Here is a 22,688-nt window from a genome sequence, read left to right on the forward strand (position 1 = left end):
GCCATGCACGGAACCAGAATCCTGGACGAGGCCGACCGTCTGATGACGGTCTGCAATTCCTGCCGCTACTGCGAGGGGCTGTGCGCGGTATTTCCCGCCATGGAAATGCGCCGCGCCTTCTCCGACGGCGACCTCAACTATCTCGCCAATCTCTGCCATTCCTGCGGCGCCTGCTACGTCGATTGCCAGTTCTCGCCGCCGCACGAGTTCAACGTCAACGTTCCCCAGACGCTCGCGGTCGCGCGCGCCGAGTCCTATGCGACCTATGCCTGGCCGGGTGCGCTGTCCGGCACTTTTGCCCGCAACGGCCTCGTCATCAGCATCGTCGCTGCGCTCAGCATGGCCGCCTTCATCCTCGGCTTCGCTGCCCTGAACGACCGCAGCGTGCTGTTCGGCGTGCACACCGGCCCCGGCGCGTTCTACAAACTGATGCCGCACAACGCGATGGCGGCGCTGTTCAGCGTCGCGTTCCTCTATGCGATCCTCGCGCTCGTGATGAGCGTGCGCGCTTTCTGGCGCGACATCGGTGGACCGATCGGCGGCCGCGCCGATGGGGGCTCGATCTTCCAGGCGATCCGCGATGCCGGCGAGCTGCGCTATCTCCATGGCGGCGGTGTCGGCTGCTACAACGAGGACGACAAGCCGACCGACCGGCGCAAGCTGTATCACCACCTGACGTTCTACGGCTTCCTGCTGTGCTTCGCCGCCACCTCGGTTGCCACGCTGTATCACTATCTGCTCGGCCGCGAGGCGCCGTATCCGTGGTGGGACCTGCCGGTGGTGCTGGGCACGCTCGGCGGCATCGGTCTGATCATTGGTCCGGTCGGTCTGTTCATGGCCAGGATGCGACGCGATCCGGCGCTGCTCGACGAGTTCAGCTACGGCATGGATGTCGGCTTCATCGCCATGCTGTTCCTGACCGGCCTCACCGGCATGGCGCTTCTGGTCCTGCGTGAGACCGCCGCGATGGGGCCGCTGCTGGCGCTGCATCTCGGCGCGGTGTTCGCGCTGTTCGTCACCATGCCCTATGGCAAGTTCGTGCACGGCATCTATCGCTTCGCCGCGCTGGTGCGCTATGCGCAGGAGCGGCGGACTGCAGCGTGACCCATTACCTCGGTTGAAAGCGGCCCTCGCGCAGGAAGGCGATGGTCTGTTCGATTGCGGCGGCGTGACGCGGAAGCCCGGTATGGGATGACTTCACGACGATATGGTCGGCCATGCCGGCCAGCCCCGCGCTTTGCACCGAGACCCGTCCGTCATTCGGTTTCGGCAGAACCAAGAGGCCGGCGACGGGATCGATGAAGCGGCTTCCGGCGATCACGCCGACCGGATAGTCGATGGCGGGGAGGGCATTCGGCGCGGTCGCAGGCGCGGTGGTGAGCTCGAGCCCGGCTGGCCCGTAGAATTTGCGATAGGGCAAAAATCCACGCAGGAGATCGGCGACCTCGCTGCCGCTGTTCGGCGTGCCCAGCATCACGACGCGGCCAAGCCGGGCCGGCCGGTGTTTCGCGATATAAGCGCGCGCGACGAGCCCGCCCATCGAGTGCGCGACGAAATGCAGCGGTGCGTCGCGCTCGGCGAAACGGATGATCGCCGGGTGGATATCGTCCGCAAGCGCGGCGATCGGCTTGCTGCGGCTGGGATAGTCGATGTTGAGCGTTGCGAAGCTGGCCGCGCCGAGCGCCCGTTCCAGCTTCGTCAGGGATGCCGAGGTTCGCGCGATGCCGTGAAGCAGAACCACTCCTGGGCATCGCGCGTCGCCTGAATGAGGCGCCTCGTGCATCTGCCTTACGCCACCTCGCGCTCCGGCGCGGACGCCTGCTCGCGTGCCATCGTCGTTGCGGTGACGTAGTCGGTCTTGCCGGTGCCGAGCAGCGGCACCTTGTCGACTATGATGATCGCCGCAGGAACGGTCAGCTCGGACGCGCCGATCTTCTTGGCCTGGCCCTGCATCGCGCTGCGCTCGGCGTTCTTCTCCGTCGTCAGCAGCACGATGCGCTCGCCCTTGCGCGGATCGGGGATCGAGACGGCGACCGATGCGGCCTGCGGCCACAACGTCGCGGCGATGGTTTCGACCGCGGACAGCGACACCATTTCGCCCGCGATCTTGGCAAAGCGCTTGGCGCGGCCCTTTATGGTGATGAAGCCGGCGGCGTCGATTGCCACGATGTCGCCGGTGTCGTGCCAGCCGTCGGGAAGCTTTTCGAGCACGCCGGGATTTTCGGCCCGCAAATATCCGAGCATCACGTTCGGTCCGCGCACCGAGAGCCGCCCACCTTCCTCGATGCCGGGAACCGGATCGAGGCGGCTTTCCATCAGCGGTGAGAGGCGGCCGACGGTGCCGGGACGGTTGGCCATCGGCGTGTTCATCGCCAGCACCGGCGCCGTCTCGGTGACGCCGTAGCCTTCGAGGATGCGGATGCCGTAGCGCTCCATGAACACCTGCCGCGTGCGGTCCTTGACCGCCTCGGCGCCGGCGATCACGAGGCGCAGGGTGCGGAAGTCGTAGGCATGCGCCGAGCGGGCATAGCCGGTGAGGAACGTATCGGTGCCGAACAGGATCGTGGCGCCGGTCTGGTAGATCAGCTCGGGCACGATCCGGTAGTGCAGCGGCGAGGGGTACATGTAGATCGGAATGCCCCCGAGCAGCGGCATCATCATCCCGCCGGTCAGCCCGAACGAATGGAATACCGGCAGCACGTTGAACACCTTGTCATTGGCGTTGGCATCGACTCGCGCCAGCGCCTGCGCCGCGTTCGCAAGGATATTGCGATGGGACAGCACCACGCCCTTGGGTGTGCCTTCCGAACCTGACGTGAACAGCACGACGGCTGGGTCGGTTGCCTGGCGGGCGACGCGGGGCGTCGTGCCGGCGAGCAAGCCCCTGATCTTGTCGGCCGTCCCGATCGAGGCGCGGACGTCCTCGAGATAGACCACGCGCGCCTCTGCGGAGATCGCAGTCATCAGCTTGTCGAGTTTGCCCTTCTCGATGAAGGCCTTCGATGTCAGCACGGTCTTGACCTGCGCGGCCTTCATGGCGGCGAGGACGTTGACCGGGCCGGCAGAGAAGTTGAGCATCGCCGGGACCCGGCCGATGTTCTGCAGCGCCATGAAGACGACGGCGACGCCCGCCGAATTCGGCAGCAACACGCCGACATTCTCGCCCACGGCGTTGCCGGTCTCGAGCTTCCGACTCAGAACCTGCGCGCCGAGGATCAGCTTGCGATAGGTCAGCTTGGTACCGAGCGCATCCTCGATGATGACCTTGCCGGTGTCGCGATCGCGATAGGCGTGTCCGAGCGCCTCGAACAGCGAGTGATCGAGCATGGCGTTTTTCACCATCGCGTCGATCATCACGTCCTGAAGTGCGGCGCCGGCGGCATTGCGGCGGGCCTTGCCCTTCAGCGCCGGGTCGACCGGAAGCTTGACGGGCGGCAGGATGGTGACCGTCACCCGCGGAAACCACGAGCGCTTGATCTGGCTGGAGTTGAGGTAGCTGAGATGCGAGCGCTGCGCGCCTTCGATGCGAACGGGCACGACCACCGCGTCGGCCTTGTCCGCGATCATCGCGGTGCCGTCATAGACCTTCATCAGCGAGCCCGAGACGGTGATACGTCCTTCCGGAAAGATCACCACCGGTTCGCCGGCGGCGACCAGCTTGATCAGGTCGCGCGCAGCCAGCGGCTTGCTCGGATCCATGGTGTAGTGCTTGACGACGCGCAGGAACGGCTTGGCCCACCAGGCCTTGGCGATGCCGGTATCGACCGCGAAGCTCGCGTCGATCGGCAGCACGGCGTGCAGCATCGGGCCATCGATCAGGCTGACATGGTTCGGCGCGATCAGCATGCGCGTGCCCGGAGGAGGCAGATTCTCGAGGCCGCGAACCTCGGTGCGGAACAGTGCGCGGAACAGCAGTCCGCCGAAATCGCGCACGCCTTCCTTGCCCCATTTCGTCAGCACGAACCACACTGCGCCGAAGCTGGCGACGCCGAGGCCGAAGAAGATCCAGCCGATGTGAAGGCCGGCCGTCTGCAGCAGCGCGACAAACAGCGAGCCGGCCACCATGAAGGCGGCCTGCAGCACGTTGCCGGCGGCGATGATGCGGGCACGCTCGGACGGTGCCGACCAGGCCTGGACCGCGGCAAAGGAGGGAACGACGAACAAGCCGCCGCCGAATGCGAAGGCGACGAAGTCGACGAGCATATGCAGGCCCGCGAACGAGGTCGCGAAACCGGCCGCGGTGATGTTCTGGCCCTTGGCCGTCACGCCGATGGCCCAGGCGAGATCGAGGCCGGCAAACCCCATGATGATGGCGCCGATCGGCACCAGCGCGAGATTCGGGCGAACGTGGCTGAGGCTCGCGGCAAACAGCGAGCCGATGGCGATGCCGATTGCGAAGATCGCAAGGCACAGCGTCACCACGCCCTCGGTGCCGCCGACGACATCCTTGACCAGCGCCGGCAGCAGCGACAGCACGATCGCGCCGACCAGCCAGAACCAGGAGACGATCACGGTGCCGTCCCACAGCCGATGGTCGGCGTGCAGCGTCTTCAGCAGGCTCACCGTCGAGGTCCAGGGATTGGCGTCGACAGGCAGATCGGGCGCCGACGGCGTCGTCTGCGGAATGCGGGAGGCGAAGGCCCAGGACAGCAGGGCCAGCACGACCACGGCCGATGCGACCCAGCCCATATGCGCGGATCCCGCCACGAACTGGCCGCCCGCGACGGTGCCGAGCAGGATGGCCATGAAGGTCGCGCCTTCGACCAACGCGTTGCCGGTCGCGAGCTCGCCGAGCTCGAGCTGATCCGGAAGCATGGCGTATTTCACGGGCCCGAACAGCGCGGCGATGGTGCCGAACAGGGCGAGCGCTGCGAACAGGAGCGGCACCGAGTGCAGGAAGAAGCCGGCCGCGGCAAAGCAAGCAGCGAAGATCTCGGCGAACTTGAGCCGCCTTGCGACGACGGATTTGACGTATTTGTCGGCGAGCTGGCCGCCGAGCCCGGACAGGATGAAATAGGGGAAGATGAAGACGGCGCCTGCCACCGTCACCAGCGCATCGCCGTGGCCGGTTGCGGCACTGTAAAGCAGGATGATGACGAGCGCGTTCTTGAGCACGTTGTCATTGAGCGCCGAGAAGAATTGCGCCCAGAACAGTGGGGCAAAGCGGCGTGACGACATCAATTCCCTGATCATGACTAGTCCTGTTTTGGAAAGGCAGAATGAGGTTCGTTACGTTGTCTTTGAAGCGTCACGACCGGAAGGGGAGGGGACGAACGATTGCGGGCGCAGATGGCCGGCCTGCCTTGTCCCCTCGATCCCTCTGATCCTGTTGGTCTCCAAGCGGTGTCGTTAGGTTCGCAAAATATCTGGGCGCGCCTTACCGGGTATGCGCCGAGCGATGAGGAAAAGCTGAACCGCGTCACTGAAGTCTGGCGAGATCGGCCGCGAACATCGGGACATGGTGAGTCCTTCCTTGCAACCAGTTCTTGCATTCGAGCCGACCCGCCTGTGCAGGTCGCGTGCGCCTCAGGTGAGATGGGCGAGGTGACGAAAGGGCGAGAGGCGGCGGAGCAGGCTGAATCGGCGGCCCTCTTGACGGGCGCGCGTGCGGCTCGCTTGCCACATCCGGAAGGTCGCGCGGCGTTCGGCAAGCACGCCGGCAATGTCGCAGGCATTTGCGATGCGATCGATCGGCGTCATGGCGAACCGCAGCAGGGCGCGGCCAAGGCCGGTCACCAGGGCGGTGGCGTCGTCGACGAAGGTGGCGGCGATATCAACAGCGAGGGTTTGCATTTTGGTCGTCTCCGGGTTAATTTGAACAATGTTCAAATGAGTAGCTCGAAAATGAACAATGTTCAAGATGAATCGTTGCGGGATCAGAAAAAAAATCGGCGGCGGCTCCAGATCCTGGAGATTGCCCGGGGGATTATCGCGACTAAGGGATTGAGATCGTTGAAGGTTCGGGACGTTGCCGAGGCCGCCGGCTGCTCCGTTGGCAGCGTCTACAACGAGTTCGGCGACTTCGACGGGGTGATCCTGACCGTCAATCGGGAGACCGTTCAGGCCCTCACGGCCCGGCTTCGCGGGGTTCCGGCCGAAGATCCCGTTCGCCAGCTCTACGGGCTTGCCGAGACCTATCTCGAATTCTTCGCGGAGCACGCCAATCTGCTGCGCTCGCTGTTCGAGCATCGGATGGAGGACGACCGTCCTTATCCCGACGACATCCTGCAGATGGTGATGGACGCTTTTGCGCTGATGCATCCGCCCCTGGTGCGGCTGCTACCGGATGCGGATGACGTGAAGATCGCGCTGTTGTCGCGCACCTTGTTTTCTGCCGTGCATGGCATCATCTCGCTCGGTCTCGAGGAGCGCATGGTGGCCGTGCCGCCGCAGATGCTGCGTCAGCAGGTCGAACAATTCATCGATGCGCATCTGGTGGGTCTCGGGATCGTGCCGCCGCGGTGACGGCGGAGAGCGTCAGGCGCGCGCGGCCTCGCGCGGCCGGGCCGCAACGACGACGACATCAGGTCTTCCGCCGTCGACCTGAACGCGGTTGCGTCCCTTTTCCTTGGCGCGATAGCAGGCGGCATCCGCACGCCGCATCGCGCCTTCGAGCGTGGCGTTGGCGTCGGCGATGCAGGTGACGCCGATGCTGGCGGTCACCGCAAAGTAGCGATCGTCCCAGGCGAAGTTGAACAGCTCGAGCGATCGCCGCAGCCGTTCGGCGATGTCGACCGCGTTCGCAGGCGAGCACTGCGGCAGGATCAGGCCGAATTCGTCGCCGCCCAGCCGCGCCACCAGGTCACGCGGATGCCGGTCCTGTTGCAGGAGGCGGGAGACCTGGCAAAGCAGGCTGTCGCCGGCAAGGTGCCCGCAGCTGTCGTTGACGTTCTTGAACTGGTCGAGGTCGAGCAGGATCAGGCCCAGCGAACCCGCCGCGGCAACGTCCAGTTCGCTTTGCAGGCGCGCCTCGAAGGCGCGGCGGTTGGACAGGCCGGTCAGCCAGTCGTGCGATGCCTGCCACGCCAGGCGTTCCTTCTCGGCATGCAGGGCATCTTCGAAGGCCTGCCGCTGCAGCACCAATCGCCTGGTGTGCCAGATCAGGAGCAGGATCAGCGTCACGGCGGTGACGATGTTGATGCCGGTCAGCGCCAGCTTGATGGCGCGGGAGCCTTCGCCGAGCACAGTGGAGAACCGGTTGGCATGCACCGTGAACTGGGTGTTGAGTTCGGAGAGCCGCGACGACAGGAATTGCAGGCGGTTCGTGTCCTGAATGGGACCGTTCTCCAATTCGGACCGGATGACTTCGCCGAAGACACTGAGCTCGAGCAGCATCGGGTCGGTGGCGGCCCACTCGCGGATCGCTTCCTGGAGGAAGCTGACGCGGTTGAAGTAGCGAAACAGCCAGATCAGTCCCGGGACGTCATCGGGATGGTTGCCGCCTTGCAGGAAGCCGATGCGAGCGGTCTCGACGTCGACCGGATCGCGCTCGAGCGCCCAGCGCGCGAACTCGTCGCCGATGGGAACGGCAAGCGAGGCCTGGTATTGCGTGAACTGGCCGGCATCGCCCGAATGCAAATAGAGATTGAGGAAATAGACGGCGTTCTTCTGCGAGCGCGACCACATCGCTTCGCCCGCGACATAGGCGCGGACCGACGACATCACCTCGAGACTGAATCCCGCGATCGCCGCCTGGAGCACGACGACCGTCACGAAAGGCGAGACGAGCTTGATGACATGAAGGAAGCTGTGTCCCTTCGTCGACGTCGCTGTTCTGCGAAACACCCTGCGTTCCCCAAATCGCGCAATGACCCCCAGCGGAGCGCTGCGCCTACAACGCGAAGTAGAGGAGATGGTTGCTTAACTCGGCCTGAAAGGCGGAGGAGACTGCATCGCAGGGTGAAAGCGCTGTGAAGCTGATATGCGCAGATCGCTTCAAATGCCGGCAAATCGGACAAGGCGCGGCATCGACGAACCAATGCCTCGCATTCGTCGTGCGCGGTTTACCCGATCGAGAGAGTCTCGTCGGCGCCGTTAGACCAGCACCGGCTTGCGGACGCGGCCGGCGTCGCCGAACACGCGCAGATAACGCTCGATCTCCGAGGGCATGCCGGTCGCCTTCTCCGGATTGTCGGAGAGCTTGACGGCCGGATGGCCATCGACCGACGACACCTTGCAGACCAGCGAGATCGGATCGAGATTGAACGAGCCGTCCGGCGGGCAGCCGACGAAGTCGTTGGTGAGGTTGGTGCCCCAGCCGAAGGAGAGCCGCACCCGGCCGGCGAAGTGGTGATAGGTCTCCTCGATCGAGCCGACATCCATGGCATCCGAAAAGACGAGCAGCTTGTCCCTGGGATTGCGCCCCTTCTTTTCCCACCAGGCGACGATCTCCTCGCCGGCCTGGATCGGCGGCGCGCTGTCGGGGCGGAAGCCGGTCCAGTCCGCGACCCATTCCGGCGCATCGCGCAGGAAGGCCTTGGTGCCGAAGGCGTCGGGCAGCGCGATCAGCAAATTGCCGCCATAAGTCTGGCGCCACTGGTCGAGAATGCGATAGGGCGCCCAGCGCAACTCCTCGTCGTCCCTGGCAAGTGCCGCGGCGACCATCGGCAGCTCATGCGCGTTGGTGCCGATGGCTTCGAGATCATTATCCATCGCGAGCAGCACATTGGAGGTGCCGATGAAGGACGGACCGAGGCCTTCCTTCACCGCCTCCACGCACCAGCGCTGCCAGAGGAAGCCGTGACGGCGACGTGTGCCGAAGTCGGACAGGCGCAGATTCTCCAGCTTGCGCAGCCGCTCCACCTTGGTCCACAGCTTGGCCTTGGCGCGGGCATAGAGCACGTCGAGCTCGAAGCGGCCGCGGCCCTTCGTCGCCGCGCGCGAGCGCAGCTCGTTGAGGATCGCGAGCGCCGGAATCTCCCACATCGTGGTGTGGGTCCACGGTCCGTGGAAATGCAATTCGTACTGGCCCTCGACCTTGCGCAGCTCATACTCGGGGAGGCGGAATTCGGCCAGCCAGCGGATGAAGTCCGCCGAGAACATGTGGGTCTTGCCGTAGAAGGTGTTACCAGCCAGCCAGATCAGCTCCTTCTTGGTGAAGCGGATGGTGCGGGCATGGTCGAGCTGGGCGCGCAGCTCGCCCTCGTCGATGATCTCGGCAAGCCGGACATGGCGCGAGCGGTTGATGACCGAGAAGGTCACCTGCTGATCCGGGTAGTCTTCCCGAATCATTTGCAACATCAATAGCTTGTAGAAGTCGGTATCAAGCAGGCTGCGGATGATGGGGTCCAGCCGCCAGCTGTGATTGTAGGTCCGGCTCGCAATATCGGTCACTGTCATGGGGGGATTTTAGCGCGGCGGCCCGCGCGCAACCAGTGGGTTTGGCGAGGGGTGGTCTTCCGAAAGGCGGTATCGGCGACCAGGTCTTATCAAGCCTTGGCGGCCGTCGCTGCGACCGTCTCGAGCTGGCTCCTGACCCAACGATGAGCCGGATCTTTCTGATAGCGCTGGTGCCAGACCATGAACATGGGCAGCTCGGCCAGCGTCCGCGTGCGGGACGCCAGCGGAATCCGCGTTTGCGCAAAACCGCGCATCACGCCGGATGCGAGCAGGCTCGGCATGCTCGCCAGCATCTGCGAGCCGCGCAGGAAAGACGGCACGCCGGAAAAGCTCGGCACCGAGATCGCGATGTCGCGGTGAAGACCGTTGGCCGCCAGCCGGCGGTCGAAATCGAGCCGCTCATTGTCAGTATAGACGACGGTGATGTGGCGCGCGGCGAGGTAGGCGCTGCGGCTGGCCGGCGCGGTACGTGCCTTGGCATCGAAGTAACAGACGTAATGATCCCTCAGCAGGCGCTTCTGCACGATGTCGATACCGGACGGCGGCAACGGGGTGATCAGGAGATCGCAGCGGTTCTCGCGCAGCATCGCGGGCGAGGGCGACTGCGAGGGGATCACGCGCAGGTTCAGGCTCTTCACCTGGCCGGCGACATGATCGAAGAACCGGGGCAGCAGCAGGTCGCGCTGGAAGTCATTGGCGGCGACCGTCAGCGAAAGCTGCGCGCGCGGCGGCTCGAAGCTGACGCCGCCGGCAAAGCTCCGCATCTCGTCGATCAGTGCGCGCGCCTTTGCGGCCAACGCTTGCGCATGCGCAGTTGCGACGATGCCACGGCCGGATTTGGCGAACAGCGGATCGCCCGCGATCCGCCGCAGCTTGTTCAGGGCGTGGCTGACCGCGGATTGCGTCAGGCCGAGCCGCGTGGCGGCCGCCGTGACCGAGCCTTCCTCCAGCACGGCGAGGAACAGTTCGAGGGCGTGGCCGTCGAGGGCCAAATGATCGATTTCCTTCATGGAATTCATTATAATCGATCTATTTATCTTGAGAATGGGTGGCCGCATTATCGTTCAATAAGCCGCGCGCCCGGACTGGCGCCACAGGGAGAGATAACGCCGATGAATGCCCAGGCGACAGCCTTGCAGGATCCCCGCCTTAACCGCCCCGATCCGTTCACGCCGCCGCTCGGCGATGGCGGCTTCTTCCAGCGCGACCGCTCCATCCATCCGCCCGCGCATGCGCCCGGTTACAAATCCTCGGTGCTGCGCTCGCCGCGCCAGTCGCTGCTGTCGCTGGAGAATTCGGTCTCCGAGATTACCGGGCCGGTGTTCGGCCACAACGACCTCGGTCCGCTCGACAATGATCTGATCCGCAACTACGCCAAGGACGGCGATCCCGTCGGCGAGCGCATCATCGTCCACGGCCGCGTGCTGGATGAGACCGGCCGCGGCGTTCCGAACACGCTGGTCGAGTTCTGGCAGGCCAATGCCGGCGGCCGCTACCGGCACAAGAAGGACACCTATCTGGCGCCGGTCGACCCGAATTTCGGCGGCTGCGGCCGCGCGCTCACCGACGACACCGGTTACTATTATTTCCGCACCGTGAAGCCGGGTCCTTATCCCTGGCGAAACTACGTCAACAGCTGGCGTCCCGCCCACATCCATTTCTCGGTGTTCGGTTCGGGCTTTGCGCAGCGGCTGATCACGCAGATGTATTTCGAGGGCGATCCCCTGATCCCGGTTTGTCCGATCCTGACGACGATTCCGGACAAGGATGCGCTCGACCGCCTCGTGGCGCCGCTCGACCTCAACGCTTCGACGCCGTTCGACTCGCTGGCCTACCGCTTCGACATCGTCCTGCGCGGACAGCGCTCCACCTATTTTGAAAACCGCACCGCGGGGAACTGAGCCATGCCGCAGCCGCTCAACTATCTCAAGGAAACCGCCTCGCAGACGGCCGGGCCCTACGTCCATATCGGCTTGATCCCGGCGATGGCCGGCTTCGATATCTTCGAGAAGAACTTCTCGAATGTCCTGACAACGCCGAATACGGAGGGCGAGCGCATCACGCTGGAAGGCAAGGTACTCGACGGCGCCGGCACGCCGCTGCGCGACGTGCTGCTGGAGATCTGGCAAGCCAATGCGAGCGGCCGCTACAACCATCCGGCCGATCGTTCGGCCGGCGCGCTGGAGCAGGAGTTTCGCGGCTGGGGCCGCGCCGGCTCCGACTTCGAGAGCGCTCTCGTCACCTTCGAGACCATCAAGCCGGGCGCGATCCTCGACAAGGCGGGCCGGACATGTGCGCCGCACATCAATGTCTGGATCGTCGCGCGCGGCATCAACATCGGTCTCAACACGCGGCTTTATTTCTCGGATGAAGAGGCCGCCAACGCCGCCGACCCCGTGCTCAACCTGATCGAACAGCCGGCCCGACGTTCGACGCTGATCGCAAGGCGCAGCGAGCGCGCCGGCAAGGTCGTGTATTCCTTCACGATCAATCTGCAGGGGCCGGAGGAGACGGTGTTCTTCGACGTGTGAGGATCCGGCCGCCGTCCGGCAGGATCACTCCACCGGATCGCCGCGATTGATCGCTCCGCGGGCGAGGAATTGCGGCGACTGACGCATTTCGCGCGATCCCGGCCGGTCGACCGGATCGCGCCCCACTTTTTGTCTCAGTTCTGCCAGGTCAATGAATACATCGGCCTGCCGGCGCAGGTCGTCGGCGACCATGGGTGGCTGAGTGGAGAGTGTGGAGACGACCGTCACGCGGACGCCGCGGCGTTGCAGGGCTTCCACCAGCGAACGAAAATCCCCGTCGCCCGAGAACAGCACGATCTGATCGACGTGCTTGGCGAGCTCCATCGCACTTACGGCGAGATCGACATCCATGCTGCCCTTCACCTTGCGGCGGCCCGTGGTGGCGTCGACGAACTCCTTCGTAAGCTTGGTGACGACGGTATATCCGTTATAGTCGAGCCAATCGATCAACGGGCGGATCGACGAATACTCCTGATTCTCGATGAGGGTCGTGTAGTAGAAGGCCCGCAACAGCACGCCCCGGCTTTGGAATTCGCCGAGCAGACGCCTGTAATCGATGTCGAAGCCGAGCGCCTTGGAGGTGGCATGGAGATTGGAGCCATCGATAAAGAGTGCGATCTTCTCGATCGAAGACATTGTGCTCAAATCTCCAGTTCCACACGAAAGCTGGCCGATCAGCTGTCAGGGTACGGTATGTCGGCCGGAAAATACTGAAGGCGCCGATGGCTTGCTGAAAAAACGGCGCAGACGACCGGACAGGGGTGGCCGTCTTGCGCCAAGGTAAGGGAGGTTCCATGCCACCAGCGCCAGGGCGCCGAATGCAGCCACGCTAAGGCGCGAGCAGGCCCTGCTCAATTGTACTGAGGTAAGGGGCTTCTATGCAAAGGATAGGGCCCGATATACGAAGGTAAGTGGCTGCGCCGGCAACAAAGGCCATTGCGGCAATGTCGCCTTTAACCATGGGTGCGCTCGGTCTTTCGTCCGACGCGTCAACCTTCATCGCCATGCAACTGGGTGCGAAAGGCGCGCGGTGACACTCCCGTGGCCGCGGCATAGACCCGGCTGAAATAGGCGGGATCCTCGAAGCCGAGCGCATAGGCAATCGTCGAGATCGGCAAATTGGTATAGACGAGGTTGCGCCGCGCTTCGCGGATCAGCCGGTTGAGGATGAGGTGCGAGGCGGTATCCCCGGTCGCCGCCCGCGTGATCCGGTTGAGATGTGTCGGCGTCACCGCCAGCGCCTCGGCATAGTCCGCGACGCTCCAGCGTTCCAGGTGATGCTGCTCCAGCAGCGCCTCGAAGCGGCGGAACAGGCTGGATTCGATCGTGCCGTTGCCGCCGCTCTCGCTCGTGAGCGCGCGGGCCACCAGCCCGATCATGGCCGACGACAACGCCCGCAGCACATGCGCGCGGCCGAAATCGCGCGCGGCATGTTCGGCGAAGATCTGTTTCATGGTGGTGCGAATCTGCGGCGTTCCGCGTACCACGGCTGAGCGGGCCAGCGCACCGCGCAGGCCCTCGGCGGCAAGCAGCGCCTCATCCAGAATTTCCGCGGCGATGGTCAGCACCCACCCTTGCGTATCCGGCACGAAGCGAAAGCCGTGGACGTGACCGACCGGCACGTTGACGATCTGCATCGGCTTCAGCTGCACCGCGCGCCCGTCAAGCGTTGCCTCGCCGCCGCCGCGCTCGATCAGCAGCACTTGGTGCAACCGGGCATGGCGGTGCACGGCCAGGGTCCAGTCGTGCAGCACCGAGCGGGACGCAATGGTCTCGCAATGCACGACATCAGGCAGATCGCCGGACTCGCCGAACAAATTGTAGACCCGGATTGCCGGGGCAGGGAGCGCGCTTCTCATGTTCGAATAGTACAAGACAATGGCGAAACCCTCCATCGGTCTGTGCCGCCAAATCTGCAAAAAAGTGCCGACGGGAGGACGCGAAAATGAAGGTTCAGGTCTGTATCATCGGCGGCGGGCCGTCCGGGCTGTTGTTGTCCCAGCTGCTGCACCTGAAGGGCATCGACGCGGTCGTGCTGGAGAAATACAGCCGCGACCATGTGCTCGCCCGCATCCGCGCCGGCGTGCTCGAGCATGGCTTCGCCGAGTTGATGCGCGAGGCGCAGTGCGGCGAGCGGATGGACCGCGAGGGCGAGATCCACACCGGTTTCGAGATCGCCCATGACGGCGCGCTGTCCAAGATCGATCTGCACAAGCATTCCGGCGGCAGTTCGGTGCTGGTCTACGGCCAGACCGAGCTGACGCGCGATCTCTATGAGGCGCGGGACCGCCTCGGCGGCAAGGTCGTGCACAATGCGCAGGACGTGACGCCGCATGATCTGACGTCGGACCGGCCCTACGTGACCTATCGAGCGAACGGCGAGACCCTCCGTGTCGATTGCGACTACATAGTCGGCGCCGACGGTTTTCACGGCGTCAGCCGCAAGTCGATCCCGAAGGACGTGCTGCGCGAATATGAGAAGGTCTATCCGTTCGGCTGGCTGGGGGTACTGTCGCGCACCAAGCCGGTGTCACCCGAGCTGATCTATGTGAAGCACGAGCGCGGCTTTGCGCTCTGTTCGCTGCGCTCGCAGGTGCTGAGCCGCTACTACATCCAGGTGCCGCTGACCGACAAGGTCGAGGATTGGAGCGACGATGCGTTCTGGGCCGAGCTGAAGCGCCGCCTGCCAGACGAGGTCGCCGGCAACCTGATCACCGGGCCGTCGATCGAGAAGAGCATCGCGCCCCTGCGCAGCTTCGTCGCCGAGCCGATGAGCTATGGCCGGCTGTTCCTCGCCGGCGATGCCGCTCACATCGTGCCGCCCACGGGCGCGCGCGGGCTCAACAGCGCCGCGTCCGACATCTATTATCTCTACCACGCCTTGCTCGCGCATTATCAGAGCGGTGATGATTCCGGCCTTGCAGGCTATTCCGCCAAGGCACTCGCGCGGATCTGGAAGGCGCAGCGCTTTTCCTGGTGGATGACGATGCTGCTGCATCGCTTCCCCGACCGGCTCGAATACGAGGATCGGCTTCAGAAGACGGAGCTCGACTATCTGCTCTCGTCCGAGACGGCGCAGCGCCTGCTTGCGGAGAACTACGTGGGGCTGCCGTTTTAGGCAGTCGCGACTCTCACCCTCCCTCCTGGGAAGGGTGAGCCATCGCTATTTCCCTTCCAGGATATTGACCGGCGCCCAATCCGACGTTGGTGGATTTGCCGCAAGCGCTCTTGCGCGCTTGGCGAACAACGCCGACGCCGGATCCGTCTCTGCCGTCTTTCGGAACGCATCAGCCGCTTTCGCAAACTCCCTTGCCCGCCAGCACGCCAGTCCTTCCGCATAAGCTGCGGCCACCTTCGCCTGTTCAGCACTCTCCGCGCCCTTCTCCGCCAGCGGCTCGAACACCTTGATGGCTTCGCCGCGCCCCAGCACCCTGATCGCATCCAGCTCGCGCCAGGCAAAGGCGTCGCCGCTCTGCGTCATCGTCGTCTCCGAGGCCATGATCGCGGTGCCGTAGTATTTGTTGGCGCCCTCGAGCCGCGAGGCGACGTTCACGGTGTCGCTCATTACGGTGTAGTTGAAGCGGCGGCGCGAGCCGATATTGCCGACCACGGCTTCGCCGCTGTTGAGCCCGATGCGATGCGACAGGCCGTGACCGGCGAAGGCGGGATTGCCGGCATTGAGCTCCGCAAGCTTCTCATGGCACTTCAGCGCGGCGCGGACGGCGTTGGCGGCGTGTGCGGGATCGTCGGCCGGTGCACCGAACATCGCGACGATGGAATCGCCGATATATTTGTCGACGTAACCGCCATGGCCTTCGATGATATCCGTCATGGCGGACAGATATTCGTTCATCAGCGTCACCAGCTCGCCGGGTGTCATGGTCTCGGCAATGGACGAGAAGCCGCTGAGGTCGGAGAAGAACATGGTGACGTTGCGCATCTCGCCGCCGAGCGCCGGCATCTTGCCGGAGGTGACCATGGTCTCGATGACCTCGGGCGCGAGGTAGAAGGCAAAGCTCTTGCGCAGGAAGCGCTCGTCGCGATCGGCCAGCATGAATCGGTAGCCGATCATGATCGCGAGCGCGGCAAGGCTGGCGAGTGCCGGCTCCGTCAGCGGCAGCGCCAAGGCATGGACGAATGCGCTGACGGCCACGGCTGCGTAGGCGACCGTGAGGCCGAACCAGGCCATCAGCGCGCCACCCGGTGCGAGCAGGCAGGCCGCGCAGGCGATGATCGCCGCGAACGCGATCGTGAGAATGGTCCGCATCGGGAAGCCGAGCTCGGTCACGGCATCGCGCTCGATCAGATTTCGGACCGCGGTGGCGTGCACGAACACACCGGCGACGTCGCTGCGGGACTTTTGCACAGTGCTTGCCGGCGCGGGCAGGGCACATCGTGCCGCCGGCGTGCCGTCATACCCGCCGGACAGGCGCATCGAGGTGAGCTTGCGGTCCTCGAAATTCAGGACCGTACCAAGCAGAACGACCTTGCCGTCGAAAGCGCGGCGAAAAAAGTCGCGGTCACCCTTTTCGACGCAGGCGCGCAGATCGACGAAGGAGAAGGTCGGGATATCGCGTCCCAGCCCTCGGAAGTTGAGCGTCATTGTGTTCGGCACGGCACTCGGGATCGCGTAGCCGGACAATTCGGTCGCGCCAGAGGACGCAATCTCGGGCTTTGCGCCCGTCGCGCGCGCAGTGAGCTCGACCGCCATCGCGGGGACCGGCCGCCCCTCGATGGCAAAGCTCAGCGGCATTCGTCGGATGACGTCGTCGTGGTCGGTGTGGACATTGAGCGCCCGCACGGTGTTGCGCACGGCGACTTGCTGGGCGCGATAGGGCACTTCCGGATGGTCATTGCTCAGGATTTCGCCGAGCACCAATTTGCCGCTGTCGGAGATTTGCCGCAGCGCGATCAGATAATCCCGGTCGAATCCTTTCATGCGGCCGCCAACGGCGGTGTCGCCAAAAGGAATCTCCGATTGCTCGATCGAGCTCGGAAAGATGACGTCGAAGCCGATCACCTTGGCGCCGCCCTCGGTGACGCTGCCGAGCACCCGGCCGATCTCGCGCGTCCAGGTCTGCGTCGGCGATCCCTTGAACGGTGGTGTGTCGTAGGTTTCACTGTCGATCGCCACGACGACGACCGGCGATGTCGCGGTGTTGCGGCTGTCGCCGAGAAGCCTCCCGCGCATCGCCGTGAGGATGTCGAGCGAAAGGCCTTGCAGGGTCTGAAGCGGCGGCGACGTGAAGATCGCGCCCGTGAGGAGCGCAATCAGGGTCGCCGCAACGATGTCCCGTCCCCCGATCCGCCGCATCGCCCGGTCGCAGGCTGCTTATTCAAGCCGCAGCAGGCGGCCGATGATCGGGGTCGGCGCCGAGGTAGCGCTGGCATCGACCTGGAAGGTGTAACGCTTGGCCCCGAGGCTCGCGAGATAGCTGCCGCCCGGGGTCAGCGATTTCCCGGCCTTGGCAAAGTCATAGAATTTGCCGCGGATCATGATGTCGTTCTTGAGTGGCACGCTGATCGTGGGTTCCTTGCCGTCGGTGCGCTCGATCACCAGCGTGCTGCCGCTCTTGGCCTGAATCAGGGGCGCGACGCCGTAGATCGTCGGCAGCTTGGACGGAGCGCTCTTGGCGTCGGACCGCATGGTCCGGAACGTGGTCGCCGCACTCTGGTTCGCCTCGCGTTCGGAGAGCTGCGCCGCCTTGGTGTCACAGGGCACCTTGGCGCGCTGCACATCGCCGAGCTGCACGGTGCTCTGCTCGGCGCCGACCAGCACGACGCCCTCGCTGATGGTCTCGCGCAGGCAGGATTTGAGATAGCTGAGCGTAATGCTGGCCTTGGGCCCGAGCTTGATGATCTTGCCCGCGGCGACATAGTCCATGAACTCGACGCCATCGACCTTGCCTTGCACATCCTCGACGATCGCAGCCGGCGTCTCTGCCAAGGCAGGGGCCGCAGTACAGAACGCGCCGACAACAGCGCCGATCAGGCTTCTCATGACCATTCTCATTCAATTCGACCGATACTTTGCTGGTCCCCGTCCCGGCGCAATTGTTAGCATCGGGGCGCCCAGGCAAGTGTGACCAGAATCACTCTTTGATTTTTGGTGTACTCTAGCAGGAAGTGGTTCAAGCCGGCCATCGCCGACAAAGGAGGGTGCCAAGCTGTTGGCCGGACGGCGAAATCAGGTGGCCGCGACAGCCTCAGGCGAACGGCCCTCGGCCGGAGACGCCATGATCGGAGTGAACGGAGCCTCGGCCTTGTGAAACGGCGTCGCCCGCTCACCGGCGATCTCGACCACCTCGTCCCAGCGCGACAAGAAGGCCTCGACGCAGGCTGGATCGAACTGCCGGCCCTTGTTCTCGACCAAATAGCCGCGGGCCACCTCGATCGGCATCGGCTCTTTATATGGTCGTCGTGTCGTCAGCGCGTCGAAGACGTCGGCGACCGCGACCACGCGCGCGGCGACCGGAATCTCGTCTGCCTTCAGACCGTTTGGATAGCCCGCACCGTCCCAGCGTTCGTGATGGCCTGCGGCAATTTGCGCACCGAGCTGGATCAGCTCGCAACCGGAGTCCGCCAGGATCCGCTCGCCGATGGTTGCATGGGTGCGGATCACCGCCATCTCGTCGTCGGTCAGCCTGCCGGGCTTGAGCAGAATGTTGTCGGGAATGGCGACCTTGCCGACGTCATGCAGGGGCGCGGCCAGATAAATGTCGCGGCAAAGTCGGGGCGGCAGTCCGAGCTGCTCGGCGATGATGCGGCTGTATTTGGCAACCCGCAGTGTGTGCTCGCCGGTGTCGTTGTCACGGTATTCGACCGCGAGCGCGAGCCGCAGGATGATCTCCTCCTCGCGTTCGCCGAGCTTTCGTGTCGCGGCCGCGACTTCGCTGGCCAGATGCGCGGCACGGTCGTTGAGCTTGCGTACGGCTGCACCAAGCTGAATCAAATTCCGCAGGCGCACCGTCATCTCGACGCTCTGCGGCTGCTTGGGCAGGAAATCGGTCGCACCGGCCTGCAGCGCTTCCATCTTGACGTCATCGGTCTGTCGCGACGTGATCATCGCGATCGGGATGTCGGCACAGCCGGGCAGGGCACGGAAGGTGCGGATGAAGCTGATGCCGTCCATGTGCGGCATCTCGTAGTCGACCAGCACGAGATCGAAGCCGCGTTCGCGCGCGCAAGTCAGAGCTTCCACGGGATCGAGGAAGGTGGTGGCCTCGACCAGGCCTTCGGCCTCGATGTGACGTTTCAGGAAGTTGAGGACGGAACGGCTGTCGTCAACCAGAAGCGCTTGGGTCAGCATCGGCGGCCGGGGCTCTCTTCGCTGGCAAAGACACGAACCCAAGCCATAACCCGAGCGAATTTAACGCGAAGCAAATGCGCCGTACGGGAGCACCCGTGCCGCGGATATGCGCGCCGTGCATGAAGGATTTCAGCAGGCTGTACACGTCTGCATGCAGCTGCGCGAATTCCGCAAAAATGTGACCCGTAGTTGTACGGATACCCGCGTTAGGGGTTTGCTCACCGGATTCGCGTCAAACGAGTAGTGGAATTTTAGCAAAGGCGGGGCAGCGATGGCGCTCAATCCCACGGAGCCGAAGTGGTCGTTGCGGTTGCCCGCCGATTGCAGCATTGCGGCCATTCGCAATGTCTATGAGCTCATTCGCGAGGCGTTCGGCCGCCAGGAGCGGCTCGAGATCGACTGTTCGAGCGTCGACAAGGCCGATGTGACCTCGATCCAGCTTCTGCTGTCGACAGCCAAGACGGGCCAGGCCCAGGGCCGCCCGGTGGTGCTGACCTCCTTCTCACAGTCTCTTCGCAGCACCCTTCGCCGCGCCGGCTTCACCAGCGAGGCGATGATCGATCAGCATTTCCCGCAAAAGAAAGATGGCACCTAATGGCCACGATTCTGACCGTCGACGATTCCCCCAGCATTCGGCAAATGATCAAGGTGGTGCTCGAGCCGGCCGGTCACAGCGTGATCGAGGCCGGCGACGGTGCGCAAGGGCTCGCCAAGGCACAGGCCGGCAAGCTCGATCTCGTGATCACCGACCTCAACATGCCCGTCATGAACGGGCTGGAGCTGATCCGGGCGCTGCGCAAGCTGCCGAGCGCGGTCGGCATGCCCATCGTGTTCCTGACGACCGAATCCAACGACACGGTGAAGCAGGAAGCCAAGAGCGCCGGCGCCACCGGCTGGATCACCAAACCGTTCAAGCCTGAGCAGTTGCTCGCCGTGGTCGGCAAGCTGGTGCGCGCATGAGCGCAATGGACCCGACCGAGGTCTTTCGTCAGGAAGCCAGCGAGCTCTTCGAAGTTCTTGAAGGGGCCCTGCTCGATCTCGGCCAGCGTCCCGACGACCGCGAACTGGTCGATTCCGCCTTCCGCGCCCTGCATACGATCAAGGGCTCGGGCGCCATGTTCGGCTTCGACAAGGTCGCCTCCTTCACCCACGAATTCGAGACCGCCTTCGACCGCGTCCGCAAGGGCGAGATCAAGCCGACCCAGGAGCTGATCTCGGTCGCGCTCGCCGCCAAGGACTACATCCGCGCGTTGATCGAAGATCCCCAGTCGACCGACGACATCATCGGCGAGGCCATCCTCGACGACCTCAAGCGCTTCGTCTCGGCCGACCAGCCCGTTGCAGCGGTCGCGGAGATCGCCGAAGCCCCGCCGCTGGCTCCCGCCGGGAGCAAGCAGGCCGGCTGGCACCTCTATCTGGAATTCGAAACCCATATCCTGCGCAACGGCTCGAATCCGCTCGACCTGCTGGAAGATCTCTGCAAGCTCGGGCCCTGCTTCGTCGTGCCTGTCACCGACGGCGTCCCGTTCCTCGACGAGATGGAGCCGGAAGACTGCTATCTGAAGTGGGACGTCAAGTTGCACGCGGCCTGCGACAAGGATGCGATCGACGACGTCTTCATGTTCGTCCAGGACGAGATGAAGCTGACGCTGTCGCCCCTGGAGCAGGTCGAAGCGCCTGCGCCGGCACCGCTGTTCCAGCTGCTCGACGAGGAGCTGGCCCCGGTAGTCGAAATGCCTGCGCCGCTGGTCGAGGCTGCTGCCGCGCCCGTCGCCGAGCAGCCCGTCGCAAAAGCGGAGCCGAAATCGGAATCAAAGCCTGAACCGAAGCTCGAGGCCAAACGCGACGATCGCGGCATCGCCACCGTTCGCGTCCAGGCCGAGCGTCTCGACGAGCTGATGGACCGCGTTGGCGAACTCGTCATCGCCCAGGCGCGGCTGACCCAGCTCGCCGCTTCCGGCTCTGACCTCTCGATCAAGATGATCGCCGAGGAGATCGAGCGCCTGGCCTCCTCGTTGCGCGATACCACGATGGGTGCGCGCATGGTGCCGATCGGCTCGCTGTTCGGCCGTTTCCGCCGCCTCGTGCATGATCTGTCGCGCGATCTGTCCAAGCCCGTCGAATTCGTCACCTCGGGCGAAGATACCGAGCTCGACAAGACCATGATCGAGTGCCTGGCAGATCCGCTGGTGCATCTGATCCGCAATGCCGTCGACCACGGCATCGAAGATACCGCCACGCGCGCCGCCAACGGCAAGACCGAGCAGGGCCGGATCGAGCTCGCGGCCGTCCATTCCGGAGCGCAGGTGCTCGTCACCGTGAAGGACAATGGCGGCGGCCTCAACACCGCGCGCATCCGTGCGAAAGCGGAAGAGCAGGGGCTGATCGCTGCCGGCGCCGTGCTCACCGACCATGAAATCCATCAGTTCCTGTTCCATCCCGGCTTCTCGACTGCGCAGACCATCTCGGCGCTGTCAGGCCGCGGCGTCGGCATGGACGTGGTCAAGCGTACCATCGAGAACATGCGTGGCTCGATCGACCTGTCGACCCGACCGGGCCAGGGCACCACGGTGACGCTGCGCCTGCCGCTGACGCTGGCGATCATCGAAGGTCTTCTGATCCGCGTCGGCGAAGGCCGCTACATCATTCCGCTGTCTGCGGTCGAGGAATGCATCGAGCTGACCGCCGAGGACGAACGCTCGCGCGGCCGCAATTTCCTCAACGTGCGCGGCAATCTCGTGCCCTTCCTCCGGTTGCGCGAGATCATGACCGCATCGGGCACGCCCGACCGTCATCAGAAGACGATCATCATCTCGACCGGCGAGACTCACGTCGGCCTCGTCGCTGACCAGATCATCGGCAACCACCAGACCGTGATCAAGTCGCTCTCAAAGCTGCATTCGGATGTCACGATGTTCTCCGGCGCGACCATCCTGGGCGACGGTACGGCGGCATTGATCCTCGACGTCGCGCAGCTCGTCGCGTTGGCGCAGTCGAAGGTCGAGAAGCAGCATATCAGCGAGGCGGCGTGATGAACGAGGGTTTGGCTGGCGAACGGCAGGCTGACGCGATGCAGGTCGTGATGATCGGCCTTGGCGAGGAGAAGTTTGCGCTCGACGCCGGCCTCGTGCGCGAGATCATCGATCCCGTCCCCGTCACCAAGGTGGCAGGCGCGCGCGCCTTCGTTCCCAGCGTGATCAACGTGCGCGGCAACGTCATTCCGCTCGCCGACCTGCGCATCCGCTTCGGCATGCCGCAGCTCGATGATTCGGCCGATACGCGCATCGTGGTGATCGAGCTCGAGCTCGACGGCGAGCCGGTTCTGGTCGGCGTCACCGCCGACAAGGTCTACGAGGTCACGGAGATCTCCCAGACCGACGTGCAGCAAACGCCGCGCGTCGGCATGCACTGGAAGCCGGAGTTCATTCGCTTCATTGCCAAGTGGCGTGAAGAGTTCGTCATCGTTCCGAACATGGAACGCATTCTAAATTGAGATGAGGTCTCGGGCG

The 22,688-nt window shown here is 64.4% G+C and carries 19 protein-coding genes; 9 read left to right on the top strand and 10 right to left on the bottom strand.

Features of this window, described 5'->3' with window-relative positions; genetic code table 11:
• The first annotated feature begins 3 nt into the window (after positions 1-3).
• The gene (tcuB, locus tag RAD04_RS10835; RefSeq protein ID WP_461623780.1) at positions 4-1,104 is read left to right on the top strand and encodes a tricarballylate utilization 4Fe-4S protein TcuB; all 1,101 of its coding nucleotides are present in this window, start codon (positions 4-6) and stop codon (positions 1,102-1,104) included.
• A 4-nt stretch (positions 1,105-1,108) separates the two neighbouring features.
• Here tcuB and RAD04_RS10840 read toward each other — a convergent pair whose 3' ends face one another.
• Positions 1,109-1,783, bottom strand: coding sequence for an esterase/lipase family protein (locus RAD04_RS10840; RefSeq protein WP_461623781.1), 675 nt, complete (start codon positions 1,781-1,783; stop codon positions 1,109-1,111).
• 5 nt (positions 1,784-1,788) lie between these two features.
• Complete coding sequence (locus RAD04_RS10845; protein WP_461623782.1) at positions 1,789-5,193, bottom strand: acyl-[ACP]--phospholipid O-acyltransferase; 3,405 nt, start codon at positions 5,191-5,193, stop codon at positions 1,789-1,791.
• Between the two features lie 651 nt (positions 5,194-5,844).
• Between RAD04_RS10845 and RAD04_RS10850 the strand changes: the two genes are divergently transcribed.
• Entirely contained in the window at positions 5,845-6,465 is a 621-nt protein-coding gene (locus RAD04_RS10850) for a TetR/AcrR family transcriptional regulator (RefSeq protein ID WP_461624073.1), read from the top strand.
• A gap of 12 nt (positions 6,466-6,477) precedes the next feature.
• On the opposite strand, the gene RAD04_RS10855 is transcribed toward RAD04_RS10850, so the two are convergent.
• The 3 genes from RAD04_RS10855 to RAD04_RS10865 form a co-directional block, all read right to left on the bottom strand.
• A complete protein-coding gene (locus RAD04_RS10855) occupies positions 6,478-7,785 on the bottom strand; it encodes a GGDEF domain-containing protein (protein ID WP_461623783.1) in 1,308 nt (435 codons plus the stop codon).
• A gap of 249 nt (positions 7,786-8,034) precedes the next feature.
• Complete coding sequence (gene pncB, locus RAD04_RS10860) at positions 8,035-9,339, bottom strand: nicotinate phosphoribosyltransferase (RefSeq protein ID WP_091956243.1); 1,305 nt, start codon at positions 9,337-9,339, stop codon at positions 8,035-8,037.
• An 89-nt stretch (positions 9,340-9,428) separates the two neighbouring features.
• A complete protein-coding gene (locus tag RAD04_RS10865) occupies positions 9,429-10,358 on the bottom strand; it encodes a LysR family transcriptional regulator (protein WP_461623784.1) in 930 nt (309 codons plus the stop codon).
• Between the two features lie 93 nt (positions 10,359-10,451).
• Here RAD04_RS10865 and pcaH point away from each other — a divergent pair, with 93 nt between their 5' ends.
• Together pcaH and pcaG are read left to right on the top strand one after the other, a co-directional pair.
• Positions 10,452-11,240 (top strand): protocatechuate 3,4-dioxygenase subunit beta, encoded by a 789-nt coding sequence (gene pcaH, locus RAD04_RS10870; protein ID WP_461623785.1) that lies wholly within the window; start codon positions 10,452-10,454, stop codon positions 11,238-11,240.
• A 3-nt stretch (positions 11,241-11,243) separates the two neighbouring features.
• Positions 11,244-11,870, top strand: coding sequence for a protocatechuate 3,4-dioxygenase subunit alpha (gene pcaG, locus RAD04_RS10875; protein WP_461623786.1), 627 nt, complete (start codon positions 11,244-11,246; stop codon positions 11,868-11,870).
• A 24-nt stretch (positions 11,871-11,894) separates the two neighbouring features.
• Here pcaG and RAD04_RS10880 read toward each other — a convergent pair whose 3' ends face one another.
• The gene (locus tag RAD04_RS10880; protein WP_018317036.1) at positions 11,895-12,506 is read right to left on the bottom strand and encodes a LabA-like NYN domain-containing protein; all 612 of its coding nucleotides are present in this window, start codon (positions 12,504-12,506) and stop codon (positions 11,895-11,897) included.
• A gap of 353 nt (positions 12,507-12,859) precedes the next feature.
• The gene (locus RAD04_RS10885; RefSeq protein ID WP_461623787.1) at positions 12,860-13,765 is read right to left on the bottom strand and encodes a helix-turn-helix domain-containing protein; all 906 of its coding nucleotides are present in this window, start codon (positions 13,763-13,765) and stop codon (positions 12,860-12,862) included.
• Between the two features lie 50 nt (positions 13,766-13,815).
• On the opposite strand from RAD04_RS10885, the gene pobA reads away from it, so the two are divergent.
• Entirely contained in the window at positions 13,816-14,988 is a 1,173-nt protein-coding gene (gene pobA / locus RAD04_RS10890; protein ID WP_461623788.1) for a 4-hydroxybenzoate 3-monooxygenase, read from the top strand.
• 45 nt (positions 14,989-15,033) lie between these two features.
• On the opposite strand, the gene RAD04_RS10895 is transcribed toward pobA, so the two are convergent.
• The 3 genes from RAD04_RS10895 to RAD04_RS10905 form a co-directional block, all read right to left on the bottom strand.
• Positions 15,034-17,184 (bottom strand): CHASE2 domain-containing protein, encoded by a 2,151-nt coding sequence (locus RAD04_RS10895; protein ID WP_461623789.1) that lies wholly within the window; start codon positions 17,182-17,184, stop codon positions 15,034-15,036.
• Between the two features lie 18 nt (positions 17,185-17,202).
• Positions 17,203-17,871, bottom strand: coding sequence for a hypothetical protein (locus RAD04_RS10900; protein ID WP_038972013.1), 669 nt, complete (start codon positions 17,869-17,871; stop codon positions 17,203-17,205).
• A 186-nt stretch (positions 17,872-18,057) separates the two neighbouring features.
• Positions 18,058-19,179 (bottom strand): HD domain-containing phosphohydrolase, encoded by a 1,122-nt coding sequence (locus RAD04_RS10905; RefSeq protein ID WP_461623790.1) that lies wholly within the window; start codon positions 19,177-19,179, stop codon positions 18,058-18,060.
• A 271-nt stretch (positions 19,180-19,450) separates the two neighbouring features.
• Here RAD04_RS10905 and RAD04_RS10910 point away from each other — a divergent pair, with 271 nt between their 5' ends.
• Genes RAD04_RS10910 through RAD04_RS10925 form a run of 4 tightly spaced genes read left to right on the top strand, consistent with a single transcriptional unit; the run spans position 19,451 to position 22,672 of the window.
• On the top strand, positions 19,451-19,774 hold the full coding sequence (locus RAD04_RS10910; protein ID WP_461623791.1) for an STAS domain-containing protein: 324 nt from the start codon (positions 19,451-19,453) through the stop codon (positions 19,772-19,774).
• A complete protein-coding gene (locus RAD04_RS10915) occupies positions 19,774-20,139 on the top strand; it encodes a response regulator (protein ID WP_018317043.1) in 366 nt (121 codons plus the stop codon). The genes RAD04_RS10910 and RAD04_RS10915 overlap by 1 nt, the downstream gene beginning before the upstream one ends.
• Positions 20,136-22,211: a chemotaxis protein CheA gene (locus RAD04_RS10920; RefSeq protein ID WP_461623792.1), complete on the top strand. Its 2,076-nt coding sequence runs from the start codon at positions 20,136-20,138 to the stop codon at positions 22,209-22,211. Before RAD04_RS10915 ends, RAD04_RS10920 begins: the two co-directional genes overlap by 4 nt.
• The gene (locus RAD04_RS10925) at positions 22,211-22,672 is read left to right on the top strand and encodes a chemotaxis protein CheW (protein WP_212251171.1); all 462 of its coding nucleotides are present in this window, start codon (positions 22,211-22,213) and stop codon (positions 22,670-22,672) included. The genes RAD04_RS10920 and RAD04_RS10925 overlap by 1 nt, the downstream gene beginning before the upstream one ends.
• Positions 22,673-22,688 lie beyond the last annotated feature (16 nt).

This window comes from Bradyrhizobium sp. 25ACV (assembly GCF_054863005.1).